This window comes from Novosphingobium sp. GV079 (assembly GCF_003058045.1).
Taxonomy (GTDB): domain Bacteria; phylum Pseudomonadota; class Alphaproteobacteria; order Sphingomonadales; family Sphingomonadaceae; genus Novosphingobium; species Novosphingobium capsulatum.
In genome coordinates this window covers 35638-51641 of the sequence record NZ_QBUE01000023.1, presented here as the reverse complement: position 1 = coordinate 51641, position 16004 = coordinate 35638, and the positions used below count along the sequence as shown (strand labels likewise).

Below are 16004 nucleotides of genomic sequence, written 5' to 3'. Positions count from 1 at the left end.
ACCAGCCCAGCCCACGCCGGCCGAGATCCACGCCGCCGACATGATCCGGCGCGGCTATGTTGAGTGGGCCGTGCGCTGCGCCTGGGCGGACGGGCATGAAGGTCGCCCGCTCAATTCTGCGCTCCGGCGCTGCCGGATGGACTTTGGCTTGCGCCAATGCGCCCAGGCCGGCGGAGCATGTCAGCATGATTGACGATCTGCCCCTGCAGGAAGCCCATGGATTCCAGTTCGTCCAGATCGGCCCGCACCGGCTCTGGCTAGGCGATGCCTATGCTCTGCGCCCGCTGCTGGGCTGGTTCGATGCCGACGTCATCGATCCGCCGTACAAGTTCCGCGCGGCCGGGGGCGGCACCTTCCGCGCGCGGCGCCCGCACTTGGACCAGATCCGCGCGGAAAAGCTCGATCAGGGCTTCGAACTGCGGATCATCAACCCGCTCCAGTGCGGTGCCGTCGTGGTGTTCTGTCACAATGATCAGCTGCCGCAGGTGCTGCAACACTGCGCCGGCAGCTTTTCGCGCTTCGTCCTGTGCGTCTGGCGGAAGCTCACGCCCATGCCGGTGGCCAACAAGCACTATGTGCCAGAGATCGAAACCTATGTGCATGCCTGGAGCCGCGGATATCACCCCGCCGGCGCCCTGGCCGATCTCAAGCGGGTGGTCGAATGCCGATCGCGCGCCCTCAAGGATTTCGGCCACGCCACGGTGAAGCCGGATCTCGTCATGGACAAGATCATACGCAACGTGCGCGGCGTGTCGGTTTGCGATGCTTTCATGGGCACCGGCTCCACCGGCGTGGCCGCGATCCGCGCCGGCAAGCGATTCGAGGGGATCGAGCACAACCCCCAGCACTTCGCCACGGCGGTGCGCCGCTGCACCGAAGCCCACCTGGCCATGCAGGAGGCCGCTTGACTGCAAAAGCCCGCGTTGCCCAGGCTGACATCGAGCGCGCCGTAAGAGCCGCGATCCGTGCAGGCATGGACGTGGGCTCTGTGCAAGTGTCGGCCGGCGGCGACATCGTGATATATGCCAAGGGCGAATCGAGAGTTCCGCCCCCAGCCACCGCCAATCCCCTCGATCGCCTGTTGTAGAATGGCCCGTAAAGAAAAGCTCCCCGCAAACGTCAGCTCATTTGTCGACCGCCATGGCAAGCGCCGCTACCGCTGGCGACTTGCCGGGCGATCTTCCTATTTCAAGGCGCACCCCAATACGCCCGAGGGCCAGGCAGAACTGGAAGGCTTCATCTCCAAGCGCACGGCCGAGCCGGCGCCCCGCTATGCTCATGGCACCGTCGGATGGGTTGCCGGTCGCTATTACAGCTCGGCCGCCTTCCTCGGCGGCAAGAGCCCGGCCACTGCGCGCACCGCTACCCTGATCCTCGAAAAGTTCGTGGCCGAGGTAGCGCACGACCTGATCACGAATTTCAGGTTCGATCACATTGAGGCGCTGCTATTGCGCGCGGCCGAGAAGCGGCAGAACGAAAAGGGCCGCATGATCGGTGGCCCCAGTGCCGCGAACAATCTGCGCGGCGAACTGAAGACGTTCTTCGACTATGCGATCAAGCTGCTCGGCCTGCAGCGCCCCAACCCGGTGGACCAGGCCGCCTCAATCTCCGTTCCCAAGGGCGGCTTCCACACATGGACGGAGGAAGAGATCCAGCAATACCGTGCCTACCACCCGCTGGGCACCAAGCCACGCCTGGCGCTCGAGATATTCCTCTGGACGGCCCTGCGCCGTGGTGACGCATCATCCTTTGGCCGCAAGCACCTGAAAGACGGCAAGATCGAGGTGACCCCGTCCAAAACCAAGGACAGCACCGGCCAAGTTCTGTGGCTGCCTGCTGCGCCGCAGCTGGTCGAAGCGATCGAGGCCATGCCCGTCACAGGCACCGAAACCTTCCTCGTCACCGATTACGGCCTGCCGTTCACGCGCGCCGGCCTGGGCCAGCGTATGCGCAAATGGTGCAACGATGCCGGCCTGCCCCATTGCAGCGCCCACGGCCTGCGCAAAGCCGCCGCTCGCCGCGCAGCCGAAAACGGAGCGTCGAATCAGGAACTCAAGGCTGTGGGAGGCTGGACCACTGATCGCCAGGTGGCAGTTTACACCGCTGCGGTGGAACAAAAGCGCATGGCCCGCCAGGCCATGGCTCCTGTGATCGACTTCGATTTGGCTAACCGCCCGAAGTCGTGATTGGCTAACCTTGTCACAGGTGCCTGTACTTCCTAGCTTTGCGCTGGGAAGTGGCAGGAGCGGGGGGACTCGAACCCACGGCCCTCGGTTTTGGAGACCGATGCTCTACCAACTGAGCTACGCTCCTGTGCTCGTGACGGCCCCTTAATGGGTTGACGCGGGCAGCGCAACCGGCGGATGAAGATTTTCAACGATCATGTTGCAACCTGTGAATTCCATCATTCCGCCCGATCTGCTGCTCAGGGCCTATCGCGCCGGGATCTTTCCCATGGCCGATAGCCGCGACGATCCCGATGTCTATTGGGTGGAGCCGCGCCTGCGCGCGATCCTGCCGCTCGATGGCTTTCATTGCTCGCACTCGCTGGCACGCACGCTGCGCCGGGGGCGCTTTACCGTCACCTGCAACGCCGCGTTCGATGCCGTGATCGATTCGTGCGCGGCCCCGCGCGATGGCGCGCAGGACAGCTGGATTTCGCAGCGTATCCGCGAAAGCTATCGCACGCTCCACACCCTGGGCCATGCCCATTCGATCGAAACCTGGGCAACCGGGCCAGATGGCCGGCGCACTTTGGTGGGCGGGCTTTATGGCGTGGGCTTTGCCCGCGTATTCTGCGGCGAAAGCATGTTCAGCCGGCAAAGCGATGCCTCGAAAGTGGCGCTGGCCTGGCTGGTCGCGGCGCTGCGCCATGCCGGCGTGGTCTTGCTCGATTGCCAGTTTTCCACCCCGCACCTGGCCTCGCTGGGGGCGGTGGAAATCCCGCAGGCCGATTATCTTGCCCGGCTGGACGACGCGGGGCGTTACTGCGTGGGCGAATCGGCAGGCGTGCCGCCGTCTTCCATCACCGGGGCATCATCGGCCGGGGCGTTGTCATCGGGCTCTTCCGCAGGGGCGGCGGCGGGCTTGCCGGCAGGCTTTGCCGCGCTCTTGGCCGCAGCGGCCGAGGCTGGGCTGTCTTCCTCGCCGGGGAACTTCATCGCGCAGTTCTTGACCCAAACATCATAGACCGGATGCTCGACGACGTTGAGCGACGGCGAATTCTTGAACAGCCAGCCGGAAAAGACCTTGTGCCAGGTCAGCTTCTGTTCGGTGGTGGCGCGTTCTTCGACAAACAGCTGGACGAAAGCGCCGGTTTCGGCCGGGTCTTCCCACGGCGCGGTGCGCTCGCACGTGCCCAGGCGCACGATGGCATTGCCGATGCGCCGCGCCTCGCCCGAACGCAGCACGATGTCCTGCGTGATGTTGTTGCGCTTGTTGAGGAAGCCCAGCGTGGCGACGCGGTCCTTGACCGGGGTGCCGTAATCGCTTTCGGCCGCGCCGCTGGCCGCCGGCATCGGCGCGGCGGCTGTCGCCTCGCCCGGAGGGGCGGTTTCGGCCGGCTCGCGGTGGTTGCAGCCGGCCAGCAACAGCGTGCCGCCGGCCAGCAGGACCGCAACCGACAGCGCGCGGCGGGCAGGCATCAGCCTTCGGGCGACCAGGCTTCGTAATCGCCGGTGGCAGCGGCGCGATGGCCACCGCGTTCCAGCGCGCCCTGCGGGCGATAGGCCGCGGCCGTGCCCGTGGCGTTGGGGGTGAATTCCACTTCCCAGATGCGCGGCGGCGGCAGGTTGCTTTCCGGCACGCCGTCGAGCGAGCCGTGCAGCCAGCCATGCCATTCGGCCGGCACGCGGCTGGCGTCGTTGGCACCGTTGTAGATCACCCAGCGACGCTCGCGCCCCTGGAACGGATGTCCCTTGGGATACGGCTTCTTGGCCCGGTAATACTTGTTGCCCCGGGCATCGTGGCCCACGAGTTCGCCATTGCGGGCGCTGTCGAGCAGGGTGCCGAAGGTGGCGCCGTCCCACCAGGTGAAGATCTTACCGAGAATGCTCATGAAGCTCTTGTTCCAGTTGCCGCCCGCCGCGGCGGGTTTCCTTGCCCCTAGCCTCTGCGAGGGGGAGTCGGCAAGGGTGCTGTTGCACCTGCGTTGCCGACGATCCCTCGAGGCGTTTACCAGGCGATCTTGTCACCGGGCTTGAGCCCGATCTGCGCGGCGCGCCCGCCATTGAGTTCGAGCACGGCCGCCGCCGGCCCGGTGGAGGGCAACGGGGTGAGGTCATAGGGCACGGCGTTGGCCGCCACGTTGAGCACGCGGTGGTTGGGGCCGATGAAGATGATGTCGAGCGGGATCACCGTGTTCTTCATCCAGAACGCGGCCATACGCGGCGGGTCCATCGGAAAGATCATGCCTTCGTCCGCGCCCATCGCGGTGCGGAACATCAGGCCCTTTTCCTGCTCCTCGCCGGTCACGGCCACTTCCACGCGAAACTGGTGGGTGCCGCCCTTGGTGGCGATCGCCAGGGGAATGACCTTGAGGCCCGAGATGGGATGGACGCCAACCGCGCCGGTGGGCGCGGGCATCGCATCGGACTTGTGATGGCCAGCGTCGGCCGTGGCCGGGGAACAGGCCATGATGCCCAGTGCCAGGGCGAGTGCCGCGCCCATCATCCCGGTCTTAATCGTCTGCGTCATAAACCCAATCTTCCGCTTCGCGTTCGCCCGCTGCATTCACCAGCGCGCGCGCCATGGCAAGGGGGTGCCCTGCCCTGAGGAACACGGCCACCTGCTTTTCCCGCACGGCCGGGTCGATCCGCCCATCGTCATCGCGCGGGCCGAACGGGCCCAGCCGCCGCTTGCGCGCCAGGGCGAGCGCGGCGGCGCGGGCCTGCTGGGCCGACCCCATCGCCTCTTCGCGCAGATCGGGCGCGATGCCAGCCTGGCCCAGATCCTGGGCAATGCGCCGCGCCCCCAGTCCGCGCCGGCGCAGGCTGGCGCCGCGCATGCGCGCATAGCCTTCATCGCTGACATAGCCCGCGTCGGCCATGCGCGCGATGATCGCGGCCACATCGGGCGGGCTGGGCGCATCTTCATCCCAGCCGCGTTCGCGCAGCTTGCGGTTGAGATAGGCCGACAGCTTGCCGGTACTGGTGGCAAAGCGGGCGACGTAACCCAGTGCCAGTTCATCGAGCAGCGCCGCATCGAGCGGACGAGGAGGCCGCCGTGTGCGACGATCTGGTACATCAGGGCGGTTCACGCCATATTCGTGCCACACTCCGGACTAAATGAGAACCTCGGGTTACGGTTTCTTGACCATGGGGGCTTGCGCCAAGGCGCTGCCCACGCAAGGAGCCGCAGCCAGTCAGCCACCATTCACTGCCTTGGGCGGAAGTGGCGGCACAGACCGACTGTTTTAAGACCGATATCTTGTTCCATACCTGGGGTACCGCATGACCGTTACGGCCGCCGTCGCAGAGAAGATGGCTCTTGTTCCAACGCCAAACGACGATGCGCAGCCGCGCCGTTATGCGGATTTTGCCACGTTCTGTGATGCGCTGGACTATGCCGCCCAGGGCGAGCGCGGGTTCAACTTCCACGATCCGCGCGGCACGCTCACGCAGGTCTATCCGTTTTCCCAGCTGCGCAGCGATGCGCTGGTTGCGGCCCGTCGCCTGGTGGCGCGCGGGGTCAAGCCGGGTGACCGGCTGGCGCTGATCGCCGAAACCGGCCCGGAATTTGCCGCGCTGTTCTGCGGCGCGGTCTATGCCGGTGCCTGGCCAGTGCCGCTGCCCCTGCCCACCAGCTTTGGCGGCAAGGAAAACTATATCGACCAGCTCGCCGTGCAGCTGGCCAGCTCGGATCCGTGCCTGCTGGTCTATCCCGGCGAACTGGCCGAGATGTGCGGACAGGCCGCCGCGCGCCAGGGTTGCCCGGGCCTGAGCTGGGCTGCCTTCGACGAGGGCGCGCTGGCCGATGGCGAACTGCCCACCGCCGATCCCGATGCGATCTGCTATCTGCAGTATTCCAGCGGCTCCACCCGCTTTCCCCATGGCGTGGCCGTCACCCACCGCGCGCTGCTCGCCAACCTGGCCGGCCATTCGCATGGCATGGACATTGGCGACGGCGATCGCTGCGTCAGCTGGCTGCCGTGGTATCACGACATGGGCCTGGTCGGCTGCTTCCTCTCGCCGATCGCCAACCAGGTTTCGGTCGATTACCTCAAGACCGAGGATTTCGCCCGCCGCCCGCTCGCCTGGCTCGACCTGATCAGCCGCAACCAGGGCACCACGCTGTCGTATTCGCCAACCTTTGGCTATGACATCTGCGCCCGCCGCATCTCCAGCCAGACCAGCGTGGCCGACCGGTTCGACCTGTCGCGCTGGCGCGTGGCCGGCAACGGCGCCGACATGATCCGCCCCGACGTGATGCAGGGCTTCGTCAATGCCTTTGCCGATGCCGGGTTCAAGGCCAGCGCCTTCCTGCCCAGCTATGGCCTCGCCGAAGCGACGCTCGCCGTCACGGTGATGCCGCCGGGCGAAGGCATCCGCGTGGAACTGGTGGAGGAAGAGCGCCTGTCGGGCAGTCCGCGCGACCTGTCACGCCCGGCCCGCTATCGCGCCATCGTCAACTGCGGCGTGCCGGTGCTGGGCATGGAAGTGGCGATTCGTGGCGAGAATGGCGAAGAACTGACCCACCACCACATCGGCAAGGTGTGGTGCCGCGGTTCCTCGGTCATGCACTCCTATTTCCGCGATCCCGAATCGACCGCGGCCTGCATGGTCGACGGCTGGCTCGACACTGGCGACATGGGTTACGTCAACGCGCAGGGCTACCTGTTCATCGTTGGCCGCGCCAAGGACATGATCATCATCAACGGCAAGAACCACTGGCCGCAGGATATCGAATGGGCGGTGGAACAGCTGCCCGGCTTCCACCAGGGTGACATTGCCGCGTTCTCGGTGGAAACCGAAAATGGCGAGGAAACCCCGGCCGTGCTGGTGCACTGCCGCGTCTCGGACCCGGAAGAACGGGTGAAGCTGCGCGACCAGATCCGCGACAAGGTACGCTCGATCACCGGCATGAACTGCGTGGTCGAACTGGTGCCGCCCCGCACCCTGCCGCGCACCAGCTCGGGCAAGCTGAGCCGCGCCAAGGCCAAGAAGCTGTACCTGTCGGGCGAGATCGAGCCCTATAGCCTGGCGGCTTGATCGGTTTCTAGGGGGGAACAGGCCCTCCCCCAACCCCTCCCGCAGGCGGGAGGGGGTCGGGGGGAGGGCTTGTAGCTCAGCTCAAAACGGAATTTCCGTCCCATCCCACGCCCACAGCTTGCCGCTGTCGGCCGGCTGCAGCTGCTCCAGCACATCCAGCAGGGCACCGGCTGAATAGTCTGGGCTAAACAGCTTTTCGGGCTTCACCCCGCGCTGGAATGGGGCAGACAGCGCCGTATCCACCGTACCGGGATGAAGCGCGGCGGCCACAGCCTGGGGATGGCTTCGGGCCAGTTCGATCGCCAGCCCGCGCAGGAGCATGTTGAGCGCCGCCTTGGCCGCGCGATAGCCGTGCCAGCCGCCCAGGCGATTGTCGGAGATCGAGCCGACCCGCGCCGAAAGCACGGCAAAGACCCCGCGCCGATCGCGGGGCAGCAGGGCCGGGACATGGGCCATGATCAGGGCCGGGCCGATGGCATTGACGGCAAACTGCTGGGCCAGCGCCGCCTGGCCCAGAGACCGCACGCTTTTCTCGGGCGGCGTGCCATCGGGCAGCGTCAATTGCCCGGTGGCGACCAGCACCATGTCGAGCGGGCCTTGCTGCGCCAGCACGGTGCAAGCCTGCGCCACACTGGCTTCATCGGCATAGTCGAAGGTGAAGGGCCGCACTTTGGCGATGGCGTCGACGCGCCGCCGCGCGCCGGCATGGACCACGGCAACATCGTCTTTCCGCGCCAGCGCCGCCACCAGCGCGGCGCCGATCCCGCCCGATGCGCCGAACACTACCACATGGCGGCCCCGCGCTTGCTCATCGTGTACTGTCATGGACAAAGCCTGCGCGCCATGGCTCTGGCTGTCGAGCGGGCAGAAAGGGCACGCCTGCGCCGCCGGGCGAAACGCATGGGCCGTTCATCGGAATAGCGCCTTGCGCAGCGCGCGGGCCGGGGCCATCTTCCACGCGCGGAGGGCAAGCTCCCGATCCGCAGAGGAAAAGACAGGACCGCGTCATGGCATCGACCCCTTCGACCACCACCGCAGAGCAGGCGCCCGGTATTACGCTGACCCCGCCCGATCCCGTGCCGGTCGTGGCCCCGCAGCAGGCCGCCGGGCTGGTGCCCGTGGCCGAGGAAACGCGCGGCAAGCTGGAGGCCAAGGCCGACGCCTTTGTCACCGAACTGCTGGCCCAGGACGCGGCCAGCCCCGAATTCGGCAAGCGGGTGGACCAGTTGACGGCGATGGGCCGCAAGGAAATCGCCCAGGCGGCGGGCATGTCCAACCGCTTCCTCGATCGCCCGATCCGCGCGATGGACAAGGATTCGGGGGTCGGTGCCGACCTGGCGCAGCTGCGCCGAACGATCGAAGAGCTGGACCCGGCGCGCAAGGGCAACCTGTCTTCGGGGCGCAAGATCCTGGGCATCATCCCCTTTGGCAACAGCATGAAGAAGTATTTCGACGGCTATGTTTCCGCGCAAGGCCATATCAAGGCGATCCTGGAACGGCTGGCCGCCGGCAAGGACGAGCTGTTGATGGACAATGCCGCGATCGATGTGGAGCGGCAGAAGCTGTGGGAAGGGATGGGCCAGCTGGAGCAGATGATCACCATTGCCCGCCTGCTCGATACCAAACTGGAAGATGCCGCCGCCGATCTCGATCATACCGACCCGGCCAAGGCCAAGGCGATCCGCGAAAGCGCGCTGTTCTATACCCGCCAGCGCCTGCAGGATCTGCTGACGCAGATGGCGGTAACCGTGCAGGGCTACCTGGCGCTGGACCTGGTCAAGAAGAACAACGTCGAACTGGTCAAGGGCGTGGACCGCGCCAGCACCACCACGGTGGCCGCGCTGCGCACCGCCGTGACCGTGGCCCAGGCGATGACCAACCAGCGCCTGGTGCTGGAGCAGATCACCGCGCTCAACACCACCACCGCCAACATCATCGATTCCACCGGCAAGCTGCTGCGCGAGCAGACCGGGCGTATCCACGAAATGGCGGCGTCCAGCACAATCCCGCTGGAAACGCTGCAGCGCGCGTTCCAGAACATCTATGACACGATGGACACGATCGACACCTTCAAGCTCAAGGCGCTCGACGCCATGAAGCAGACGGTCGACACGCTGTCGGGCGAGGTGGAAAAGTCCAAGGGCTATATCGCCCGGGCCGAAGGCGCGGCCAAGAACACCACCCAGGCCAGCGCACCCTCGCTGTTGAGCCTGGAGGGGTGATGGCAGCTTCAGGTTTCCACCACTCCCAACGCCCTTCTCTGAAGAGTAGCGGGCTTTTATCGCCCTTCTCCCCCTCCTCTTCAGAGGAGGGGGCCGGGGGGTGGTGCTGGCCCAGCGCAATCGTCAAAACACAACAGGCCAAACCATGACTGCTTCGCAATCCGACCAAATCCTGCGCGCCGCGCGCGACAGCCTGGCGCACCAGCGCGCCGGCGGGCGGCGGCGGTCGATCGGCTTGCGCTCGGCCGAACTCAAGCGGCAGCATGTCGCCAGGAAAGCCACGCGCATGGCGATGGCCGTGGGCGTGGTGCTGCTGGCGGCAATGGCCGTGGGCCTGGTGATCGACGGGATCGGGCTGCTCGGGCTGTTGCTGACCATCCTGGCGGTGATCGGCGTGGTGGGTTTCTTTGCTACCTATCCCCGGCTCAAGGTGCCGGACCTCGCGACGATCAACCGGGGTGACGTGCGCACCATGGTGGGCCGCACGCAGCTGTGGCTGGAAGCGCAGGCACCTGCCCTGCCCGCCCCGGCGGTGCGGCTGGTGGATCAGATCGGCGCACAGCTCGATGGGCTGGGCGCGCAGCTGGAAGGGATCGACGCCAGCCAGCCGGCCGTGGCCGAAGTGCGCAGCCTGGTGGGCGAACACTTGCCCGGCATGGTGGAAAGCTGGCGGCGCATCCCGACCCATCTGCGCCAGGAAGAGCGCGGCGGCCGCAATGCCGATCAGCAACTGGCCGATGGCCTGGCCCGCATCAGTGGCGAGATCGACCAGATTACCCGCCAGCTTGCCGCCGGAGACATCGATGCCCTGGCCGTGCGCGGCCGCTATCTTGACTATCGCTATGGCGATGCGCTGGAAGGCGATGCTTTGGCCGACAACGGCGCGCTCCCCGTGCGCCTTGTTCCGCCAGTGGAGAAGACATGATGCAAATTGCCCTGCCCCATTCCCTTGGCAAGGACGAGGTCCGCGCGCGCATGCAGGCCCGCCTGGGCGATGCCTCGGGCAAGGCCAGCGAGTTGATCGGCGGCATGGCCCAGGTCGAAACGCAGTGGAACGATGCCGATCACCTGACCATGACGGTATCGGCCATGGGCTTTACCATCCCCAGCCAGGTGACGCTGGAAGATACCCAGGTGCTGTTTGACGTGGACATTCCCGCCGGGCTTGGCTTTGCCCGTGGCATGATCGAGGGGATGATCCGCGAAAAGGGCGAAAAGCTGCTGGCCTGATACGGGGCCAGATCGCTGCCGAACTTTGCGCGTTCGGCAGCGATTTTTTCACAGGTCCTTGCGTTCCAGTTCGAGAAACTCGGGCGGCAGGCGCAGGGTGCTGGCGACCAGCCGCGTTTCCAGCAGCAGATAGATCAGCGCCACCATCAACAGCGCAATGGCGATGAAGAACGTGGTGGCCGTGACATCGCCCAGATGCGCGATGCCGGTGATCTGGTTGAAGAACAGCGAGCCCACCGTCACCCCGATGCCCAGGCCCGAGAGCACCAGCAGCAGGAGCGCGCGGCCGATGAGCTGGATGCGCCGATCAACATAGCGCATTTCCACCACCACGGCATCGTGCGCCACGCCGGTCGTCTCGGCATGCAGCTGCTGCAAGTGGCGTGACCGATCGACGATGCGTCCCAGCCGGGTGGTCAGGATGTTCATGATATTGCCGATCGCCACCAGCACGAAGACTGGGGCGAGCGACAGCTGGATGGTTTGCGCGATCATGCCGTCCCTCTTGCGGCCAAGAACGCGGCACTGGCAAGCACGGTCATTCCATCAGATCGAGGATATCATCCACGCCGATCGTGGCAAAACCCACCGCGCTATCGGAAATACCGTAGGGCACCAACAGGTTGTCCTCCACCATCAGCGCACCGCAGGTATAGACCACGTTGGGCACGTAGCCGTAGCGATCGGCATCGATGGCGGTAAGCAACGGCACCTTGCTGCGCGCGATCACGCGCGAAGGGTCATCGCGATCGAGCAACGCGCAGCCCAGCGCATACTTGCGCATGGCGCCTACGCCATGGGTAAGCAGAAGCCAGCCCTGATCGGTGAGGATCGGGCTGCCGCAATTGCCGATCTGCACGAATTCCCACGGGAATTTCGGCTCCATCAGCAAGACGCCATCATCGTCCCAGCAATCCAGCCGGTCTGAGCGGAGCAGGAACAGGTTCTTGCCATCCTGGCGCCCGACCATGGCATAGCGCCCGTCGATCGCCTGGGGAAACAGGGCCATGCCCTTGTTGCGCCCGGCGCGGCCCTGGATCGGCTCAAGCCCGAAGCGGCGGAAATCGCGCGTGCGCAGCAGCTCCGAGCGGATCGAGCTGCCCGAATAGGCGGTATAGGTGCCGATCCATTCGTAATCGCCGCCTCCGTGATCGAACCGCACCAGCCGCAGGTCTTCCAGCCCGCCGCGCTGCTGCTCGGTCACGGGGAAGATCACGCTGTTCGACAGGGTGCTTTCGGCATGGCGATGCAAGGCCACGATCTGGTCACCGGCGGGCGGAGTGCTGGCGTCGGGCAGCATGGCCGTGGCAAACGCGCTTTGCGGCCACAGCTGGAAGCTGCCATCCGCATTGGCCACGCCCTCACGGAACACGATCGAGCTGATATGCCCTTCGCCCACCGCGCGCAGGCTCATGACAAAGCGCACCGCGCCATCGAGCATCCCCGATTGATCGGGATGGGGCACGATCGACGGGTTCATCAAGGCTGCCGCGGCATAAGTATATTCGTGGCAGAAATAGGCCCCGATCAGGCGCCGCCGCACCGGCGGAATGGCGCCGTCATCCAGGTCAAGCGCCTGGCGCACCTCGACATAGCGTTCCTCGAACAATTGCTCGGTCTGCCAATGACGCTCCTCGAAATCGCGCAAGACGCGGGCGTATTCCTCGGCCGCTTCTGCCTCGTCCAGCGAGAGGACATCGGCGACCAGCCGCGCCGCGCGCGAGCCGCCGCCCGCGCCACCCTGCCAGCCCAAGTGAAAGGGCCGCAGGACGACGCGTGACGGATCGGCATGAAGCCGTTGCTCGAGAATGCGCAGGCCATTGCCCACCCCGTCGGGGCGCGTTCCCACAGGGTTGGCCGCCACCGTGTCAGCTGGCGTGAGACTGGGATTTGTAGGCTCGGTCGCCAAGGACACTCCTTACCTTGCTGGATGGGCCAAACGATTGGCCAAGGGCTGCGGTTTCGCTGCCAACGCGCGGGCCGCTGGCCCGTTCCAACTCGGCAAGCGCATAATGTGCCAGCTGGAATGCCAGGATTGATTCGGCACCGCAATTGGCATTGATGCCGCGCGGGGTAATGCCATCGCGACACCGCCCGCTAGCCAGATCGCCGAGCGGCTGGGCACGGTCGTTTGCGCCCAGGAACCAGCGATAGGCGGCCTGGGCATGGCTGCGCCACAGCGCTTGCGACGCGCCGCGGGCACCGTGCTCGTCCCGGCTGGCTTCGGCCTGCCAGGCTGCCGCGCATGCTTCCACCGCGGCCCAGGCTTCCAGCGGCTGCTGGTCGAATGGCTTGGCTTCATAAGATACGGCATGAGGCGGGGTGAAGGTTTCCGAACCAATCGCACGAAACTGACCTGTGGCAGTGGTCTGTTGCGCCACGATGAACCGCAAGGCTTCCAGCCCGCTTTCCAGCCAGTCTGCCCGGTTCATGAGATGGCCTGCACGGATCAGCGCTTCGGGCAGGCGCGGATTGTCATAGCCCAGCATGGCTTCGAACCACGCCCAATCGGGGCGGCGCCCTTCCGCCAGCAAGGCATGAAGCACCGCGCCGCCGCGTTCGACCAACTCCCGGCTGGGACGGTGATCGGGCTCCACCGCCAGAACCTGCGCCGCGCCGAGAACGGCAAAGGCAATACTGCGCGGGTATTCGACGCTGCCCAGCGGATCGAGCACGATATCATACCACTGCCGCGCCCATGCGCGCAGGCCGGCGTCCGGCGCGTGGGCCACGGCATGGCCCAAGGCCCACAGGGCGCGGCCATTGCTGTCTTCCGAGCCGACGTCTTCGCACCACGAGCGATCGAACGCCATGAAGTTGCGGAAGCGGCCGGCCTCGGGATTCCAGGCGTGCTGGACGAACGAGGCGAAGACCGTGGCCCAGCGCTGGCGCTCGGCCAGGGGAATGCTATCGGCCACGCCCATCAGCATCAGCGCGCGGACATTGTCATCCAGGCAATAGCCGTGGCGGCGATCAGGCACCACGCCGATTGCATGCTGCAACATGCCGGTGCTGTCACACATCGCCCAAACCCCGCTGGTGCCAGGCGTGGCAGTCAACGGCGGCAGCTGCGGCGCGGTGGCGGCCACGGTGTTGACCAGCTGGGCGCAGCTTTCGGCAAAGCGCGGCCAGATCGTTTCGCGGCCACGCGCATAGGCGCGGCGCTGCATGGCATCGAGCGCCGCAGGATCACCCAGCAACGCGTTGACGGCATCCGCCAGCGCCTGCGCCGAGCGCGGCGGCACCAGCGCGCCGACACCATCAGCGAGAAGTTCACGCGCGTGAAGATAAGGGGTGGAAACCACCGCCTTGCCCAGCGCCACGGCATAACTGAGCGTGCCCGAGGTGGATTGCTGGAGATTGGGATAGGGCGTCAGGTAGATGTCGCAGGCTTCAAGCTGGTCAAGCAGTTCGCTGGTTTCGAGGAAGCGGTTTTCCCACATCACGTGATCGGCCACACCCAGCTGGCGCGCCAGGTCCATCAGGCTGTCGCGATAGGCTTCGCCTTCTGCGGCAACCAGGTTGGGATGCGTCGCGCCGACAATGCGATACACCGTGTTGGGGTGTGCCGCGACGATCGCCGGCAAGGCCTCGATCGCGGTTTCCAGGCCCTTGCCCTGGCCCAGCAGGCCAAAGGTCATGATCACGTTCTTGCCTTCAAGACCGGCGCGGGCCTTGAACTGGGCATGGCGCCCGAACGGGCGATCGGGTGCGCCGTGGGCAATCACGGTAACCCGCTTGGGATCGACGCCATAGACCGCGGCCAGGACATCGCGGCCATGTTCGCTCATGACCATGACGCCGCTGGCGCGATCGAGGATATGATCGAGCACCGCGCGCTGCTCGGCAGAAGGGCTGGCCAGCACGGTGTGCAGCGTAACGATCAGGGGGGCAGCGACGCGATCGAGCAGTTCGAGCACCATGGCGCCAGCTTCGCCGCCAAAGATGCCGTATTCGTGCTGGAGCCACACCGCATCGACGGCATCTTCGTTGATGCGTCGCGCGGCAATGCGATAGTCTTCGGGCTGATCGGCCCGGATCACGCTGCGCGCATCGGGATAGGGCAGCGGCTCGGTCGGGCTGTCGATGACATGCAGGTCGACCGACAGCTCGGGGTGATGCAGCCCCAGCTGCTCGAACACGTCGGTGGTAAACGTGGCAATGCCGCACTTGCGCGGCGCGAAGCCCCCAATCAGCGCCACGCGGCGGGCGGGTGCACGGGAAGCTGCATCGGTACCGAAGAAATCAAGCACGGCCCCTGCAACAGGGGTGGCGCGCCGCAAGGAAGTGGAAAGGTCACGTGTCATCTGGCTGGCTCGCCCCGAATATGTCTGTTCGATGAACCAACGATGGAACCGGGATAAAGTTGCATTGCGCCGCAACGTCATCGTCACGTTACGTGCTGATTTTGTCGCTGAAAAAAGGCGACTCACAGGTGCGGCGCTGCAAAAACAACAAGGTTTCCGCGCCACGCTAACACATGTTAGGGCGCCCACCAGCGTTGGCGCCAGCCATATTCGGCTTCTATCGCCTGGCCTTGCGCGTCGCGCGCCGGGCGAAAGCGGAAGCGCTGCATAGCCAGGCGGCAGGTGATGGCATCGGCTTCATCGTTGCCGCTGGCCTGTTGCACGCGGCACGCCACCGGATTGCCCTGCGTATCCACCCGCAGCACGATCACCACCTGGCGGCCGGCACGATCGGCGCGGCCCGCGGCGGGATAATCGCGGGCGGCGGTGATGTCTCCGGCGATCTTGGCCACGCGCTGCGCCGCGCCATCACCATCGCCATTGCCTGAAGCGCCGCTACCCGTTCCCGAGCCCGCGACGGCGCCGCCGTTGCCCGTGCCAGTGGGGCCGGCGCCCGACCGTGCCGCGTCGCCAGTCCCCGCCACCGGGGCGGCCGGCAAGGCCGGGATAATGATGCGCGGCGGTGGGGCCATGATTTCTTTGGGCCGCGCCTTGCGCCCCATCGCCCCGGCAGCCCCCGAAGCGGCATGGCTTGGCCGCATGCTGCTGCTGGGCGGGGTGGGCGTGGGTGTGGGTTCGGGCGGAGCATAGAGCACGAATGCCGGATTGGGCAGGCGCAGCGCGACAATGCCCCCAGCCAGGCCGTGCACCAGCGCCAGAATCAGGCCGACATGGAGCAGCGCAACCACACCGCCGATCAACAGCTGGCGCTGCCAGCGGACATCCAGACCGGGGGTCTCGTAAGGAAAACGAATCGCGCGCGGGGCCATGGCCAAGCCATAATCCCTGGCGCATCGCGCTGGTTCCCAAGGGCATGATCCGGGCGAAAAACGGGCCAAAGCGTTGCAATCAGGGGATAGACCCCCTGGATGCAACCC

Annotated in this window: 16 protein-coding genes, 1 tRNA gene and 1 pseudogene; 8 read left to right on the top strand and 10 right to left on the bottom strand. The window is 66.1% G+C overall.

Annotation, left to right across the window (positions count from 1 at the left end; all coding sequences use genetic code 11):
* Positions 1–185: 185 nt before the first annotated feature.
* The 3 genes from C8K14_RS20565 to C8K14_RS20560 are packed head-to-tail and all read left to right on the top strand — an operon-like array spanning position 186 to position 2186.
* Complete coding sequence (locus tag C8K14_RS20565) at positions 186–908, top strand: DNA methyltransferase (RefSeq protein WP_107718813.1); 723 nt, start codon at positions 186–188, stop codon at positions 906–908.
* Positions 905–1087, top strand: coding sequence for a hypothetical protein (locus tag C8K14_RS22740; RefSeq protein ID WP_158271986.1), 183 nt, complete (start codon positions 905–907; stop codon positions 1085–1087). The genes C8K14_RS20565 and C8K14_RS22740 overlap by 4 nt, the downstream gene beginning before the upstream one ends.
* A 1-nt stretch (position 1088) precedes the next feature.
* The gene (locus C8K14_RS20560) at positions 1089–2186 is read left to right on the top strand and encodes a tyrosine-type recombinase/integrase (RefSeq protein ID WP_158271985.1); all 1098 of its coding nucleotides are present in this window, start codon (positions 1089–1091) and stop codon (positions 2184–2186) included.
* Between the two features lie 51 nt (positions 2187–2237).
* Here C8K14_RS20560 and C8K14_RS20555 read toward each other — a convergent pair.
* Positions 2238–2313 (bottom strand) — tRNA-Trp (locus C8K14_RS20555).
* 69 nt (positions 2314–2382) lie between these two features.
* On the opposite strand from C8K14_RS20555, the gene aat reads away from it, so the two are divergent.
* Positions 2383–3189: a leucyl/phenylalanyl-tRNA--protein transferase gene (gene aat / locus C8K14_RS20550; RefSeq protein WP_171794976.1), complete on the top strand. Its 807-nt coding sequence runs from the start codon at positions 2383–2385 to the stop codon at positions 3187–3189.
* Between the two features lie 35 nt (positions 3190–3224).
* On the opposite strand, the pseudogene C8K14_RS23080 reads toward aat, so the two are convergent.
* The 4 genes and pseudogenes from C8K14_RS23080 to C8K14_RS20530 all read right to left on the bottom strand — a co-directional run.
* Positions 3225–3518 (bottom strand): annotated as a pseudogene (locus C8K14_RS23080) (DUF2155 domain-containing protein); the annotation flags it as partial.
* A 125-nt stretch (positions 3519–3643) separates the two neighbouring features.
* Positions 3644–4057: an NADH:ubiquinone oxidoreductase subunit NDUFA12 gene (locus C8K14_RS20540; RefSeq protein WP_107718809.1), complete on the bottom strand. Its 414-nt coding sequence runs from the start codon at positions 4055–4057 to the stop codon at positions 3644–3646.
* Between the two features lie 116 nt (positions 4058–4173).
* Positions 4174–4695 (bottom strand): DUF192 domain-containing protein, encoded by a 522-nt coding sequence (locus C8K14_RS20535; protein ID WP_233251170.1) that lies wholly within the window; start codon positions 4693–4695, stop codon positions 4174–4176.
* Positions 4679–5257: a RecX family transcriptional regulator gene (locus C8K14_RS20530; RefSeq protein ID WP_054132131.1), complete on the bottom strand. Its 579-nt coding sequence runs from the start codon at positions 5255–5257 to the stop codon at positions 4679–4681. The genes C8K14_RS20535 and C8K14_RS20530 overlap by 17 nt, the downstream gene beginning before the upstream one ends.
* A gap of 193 nt (positions 5258–5450) precedes the next feature.
* Here C8K14_RS20530 and C8K14_RS20525 point away from each other — a divergent pair, with 193 nt between their 5' ends.
* Complete coding sequence (locus C8K14_RS20525; RefSeq protein ID WP_107718807.1) at positions 5451–7208, top strand: fatty acyl-AMP ligase; 1758 nt, start codon at positions 5451–5453, stop codon at positions 7206–7208.
* An 81-nt stretch (positions 7209–7289) separates the two neighbouring features.
* Here C8K14_RS20525 and C8K14_RS20520 read toward each other — a convergent pair whose 3' ends face one another.
* Entirely contained in the window at positions 7290–8033 is a 744-nt protein-coding gene (locus tag C8K14_RS20520) for an SDR family NAD(P)-dependent oxidoreductase (RefSeq protein ID WP_107718805.1), read from the bottom strand.
* 182 nt (positions 8034–8215) lie between these two features.
* Between C8K14_RS20520 and C8K14_RS20515 the strand changes: the two genes are divergently transcribed.
* The 3 genes from C8K14_RS20515 (at position 8216) to C8K14_RS20505 (ending at position 10660) form a co-directional block, all read left to right on the top strand.
* Positions 8216–9430: a toxic anion resistance protein gene (locus tag C8K14_RS20515; protein ID WP_054132067.1), complete on the top strand. Its 1215-nt coding sequence runs from the start codon at positions 8216–8218 to the stop codon at positions 9428–9430.
* A gap of 145 nt (positions 9431–9575) precedes the next feature.
* Complete coding sequence (locus C8K14_RS20510; protein WP_233251169.1) at positions 9576–10355, top strand: hypothetical protein; 780 nt, start codon at positions 9576–9578, stop codon at positions 10353–10355.
* Positions 10352–10660: a polyhydroxyalkanoic acid system family protein gene (locus C8K14_RS20505; protein ID WP_022677478.1), complete on the top strand. Its 309-nt coding sequence runs from the start codon at positions 10352–10354 to the stop codon at positions 10658–10660. The genes C8K14_RS20510 and C8K14_RS20505 overlap by 4 nt, the downstream gene beginning before the upstream one ends.
* 48 nt (positions 10661–10708) lie before the next feature.
* Here C8K14_RS20505 and C8K14_RS20500 read toward each other — a convergent pair whose 3' ends face one another.
* From C8K14_RS20500 to C8K14_RS20485, 4 genes are all read right to left on the bottom strand, one after another.
* A complete protein-coding gene (locus tag C8K14_RS20500) occupies positions 10709–11155 on the bottom strand; it encodes a DUF2721 domain-containing protein (protein WP_022677479.1) in 447 nt (148 codons plus the stop codon).
* A 43-nt stretch (positions 11156–11198) separates the two neighbouring features.
* Positions 11199–12476: a glycoside hydrolase family 130 protein gene (locus C8K14_RS20495; RefSeq protein ID WP_054132130.1), complete on the bottom strand. Its 1278-nt coding sequence runs from the start codon at positions 12474–12476 to the stop codon at positions 11199–11201.
* A 52-nt stretch (positions 12477–12528) separates the two neighbouring features.
* The gene (locus tag C8K14_RS20490) at positions 12529–14913 is read right to left on the bottom strand and encodes a glycosyltransferase family 4 protein (RefSeq protein WP_369974073.1); all 2385 of its coding nucleotides are present in this window, start codon (positions 14911–14913) and stop codon (positions 12529–12531) included.
* 230 nt (positions 14914–15143) lie between these two features.
* Positions 15144–15896, bottom strand: coding sequence for a TonB family protein (locus tag C8K14_RS20485; protein ID WP_233251171.1), 753 nt, complete (start codon positions 15894–15896; stop codon positions 15144–15146).
* Positions 15897–16004: the final 108 nt, after the last annotated feature.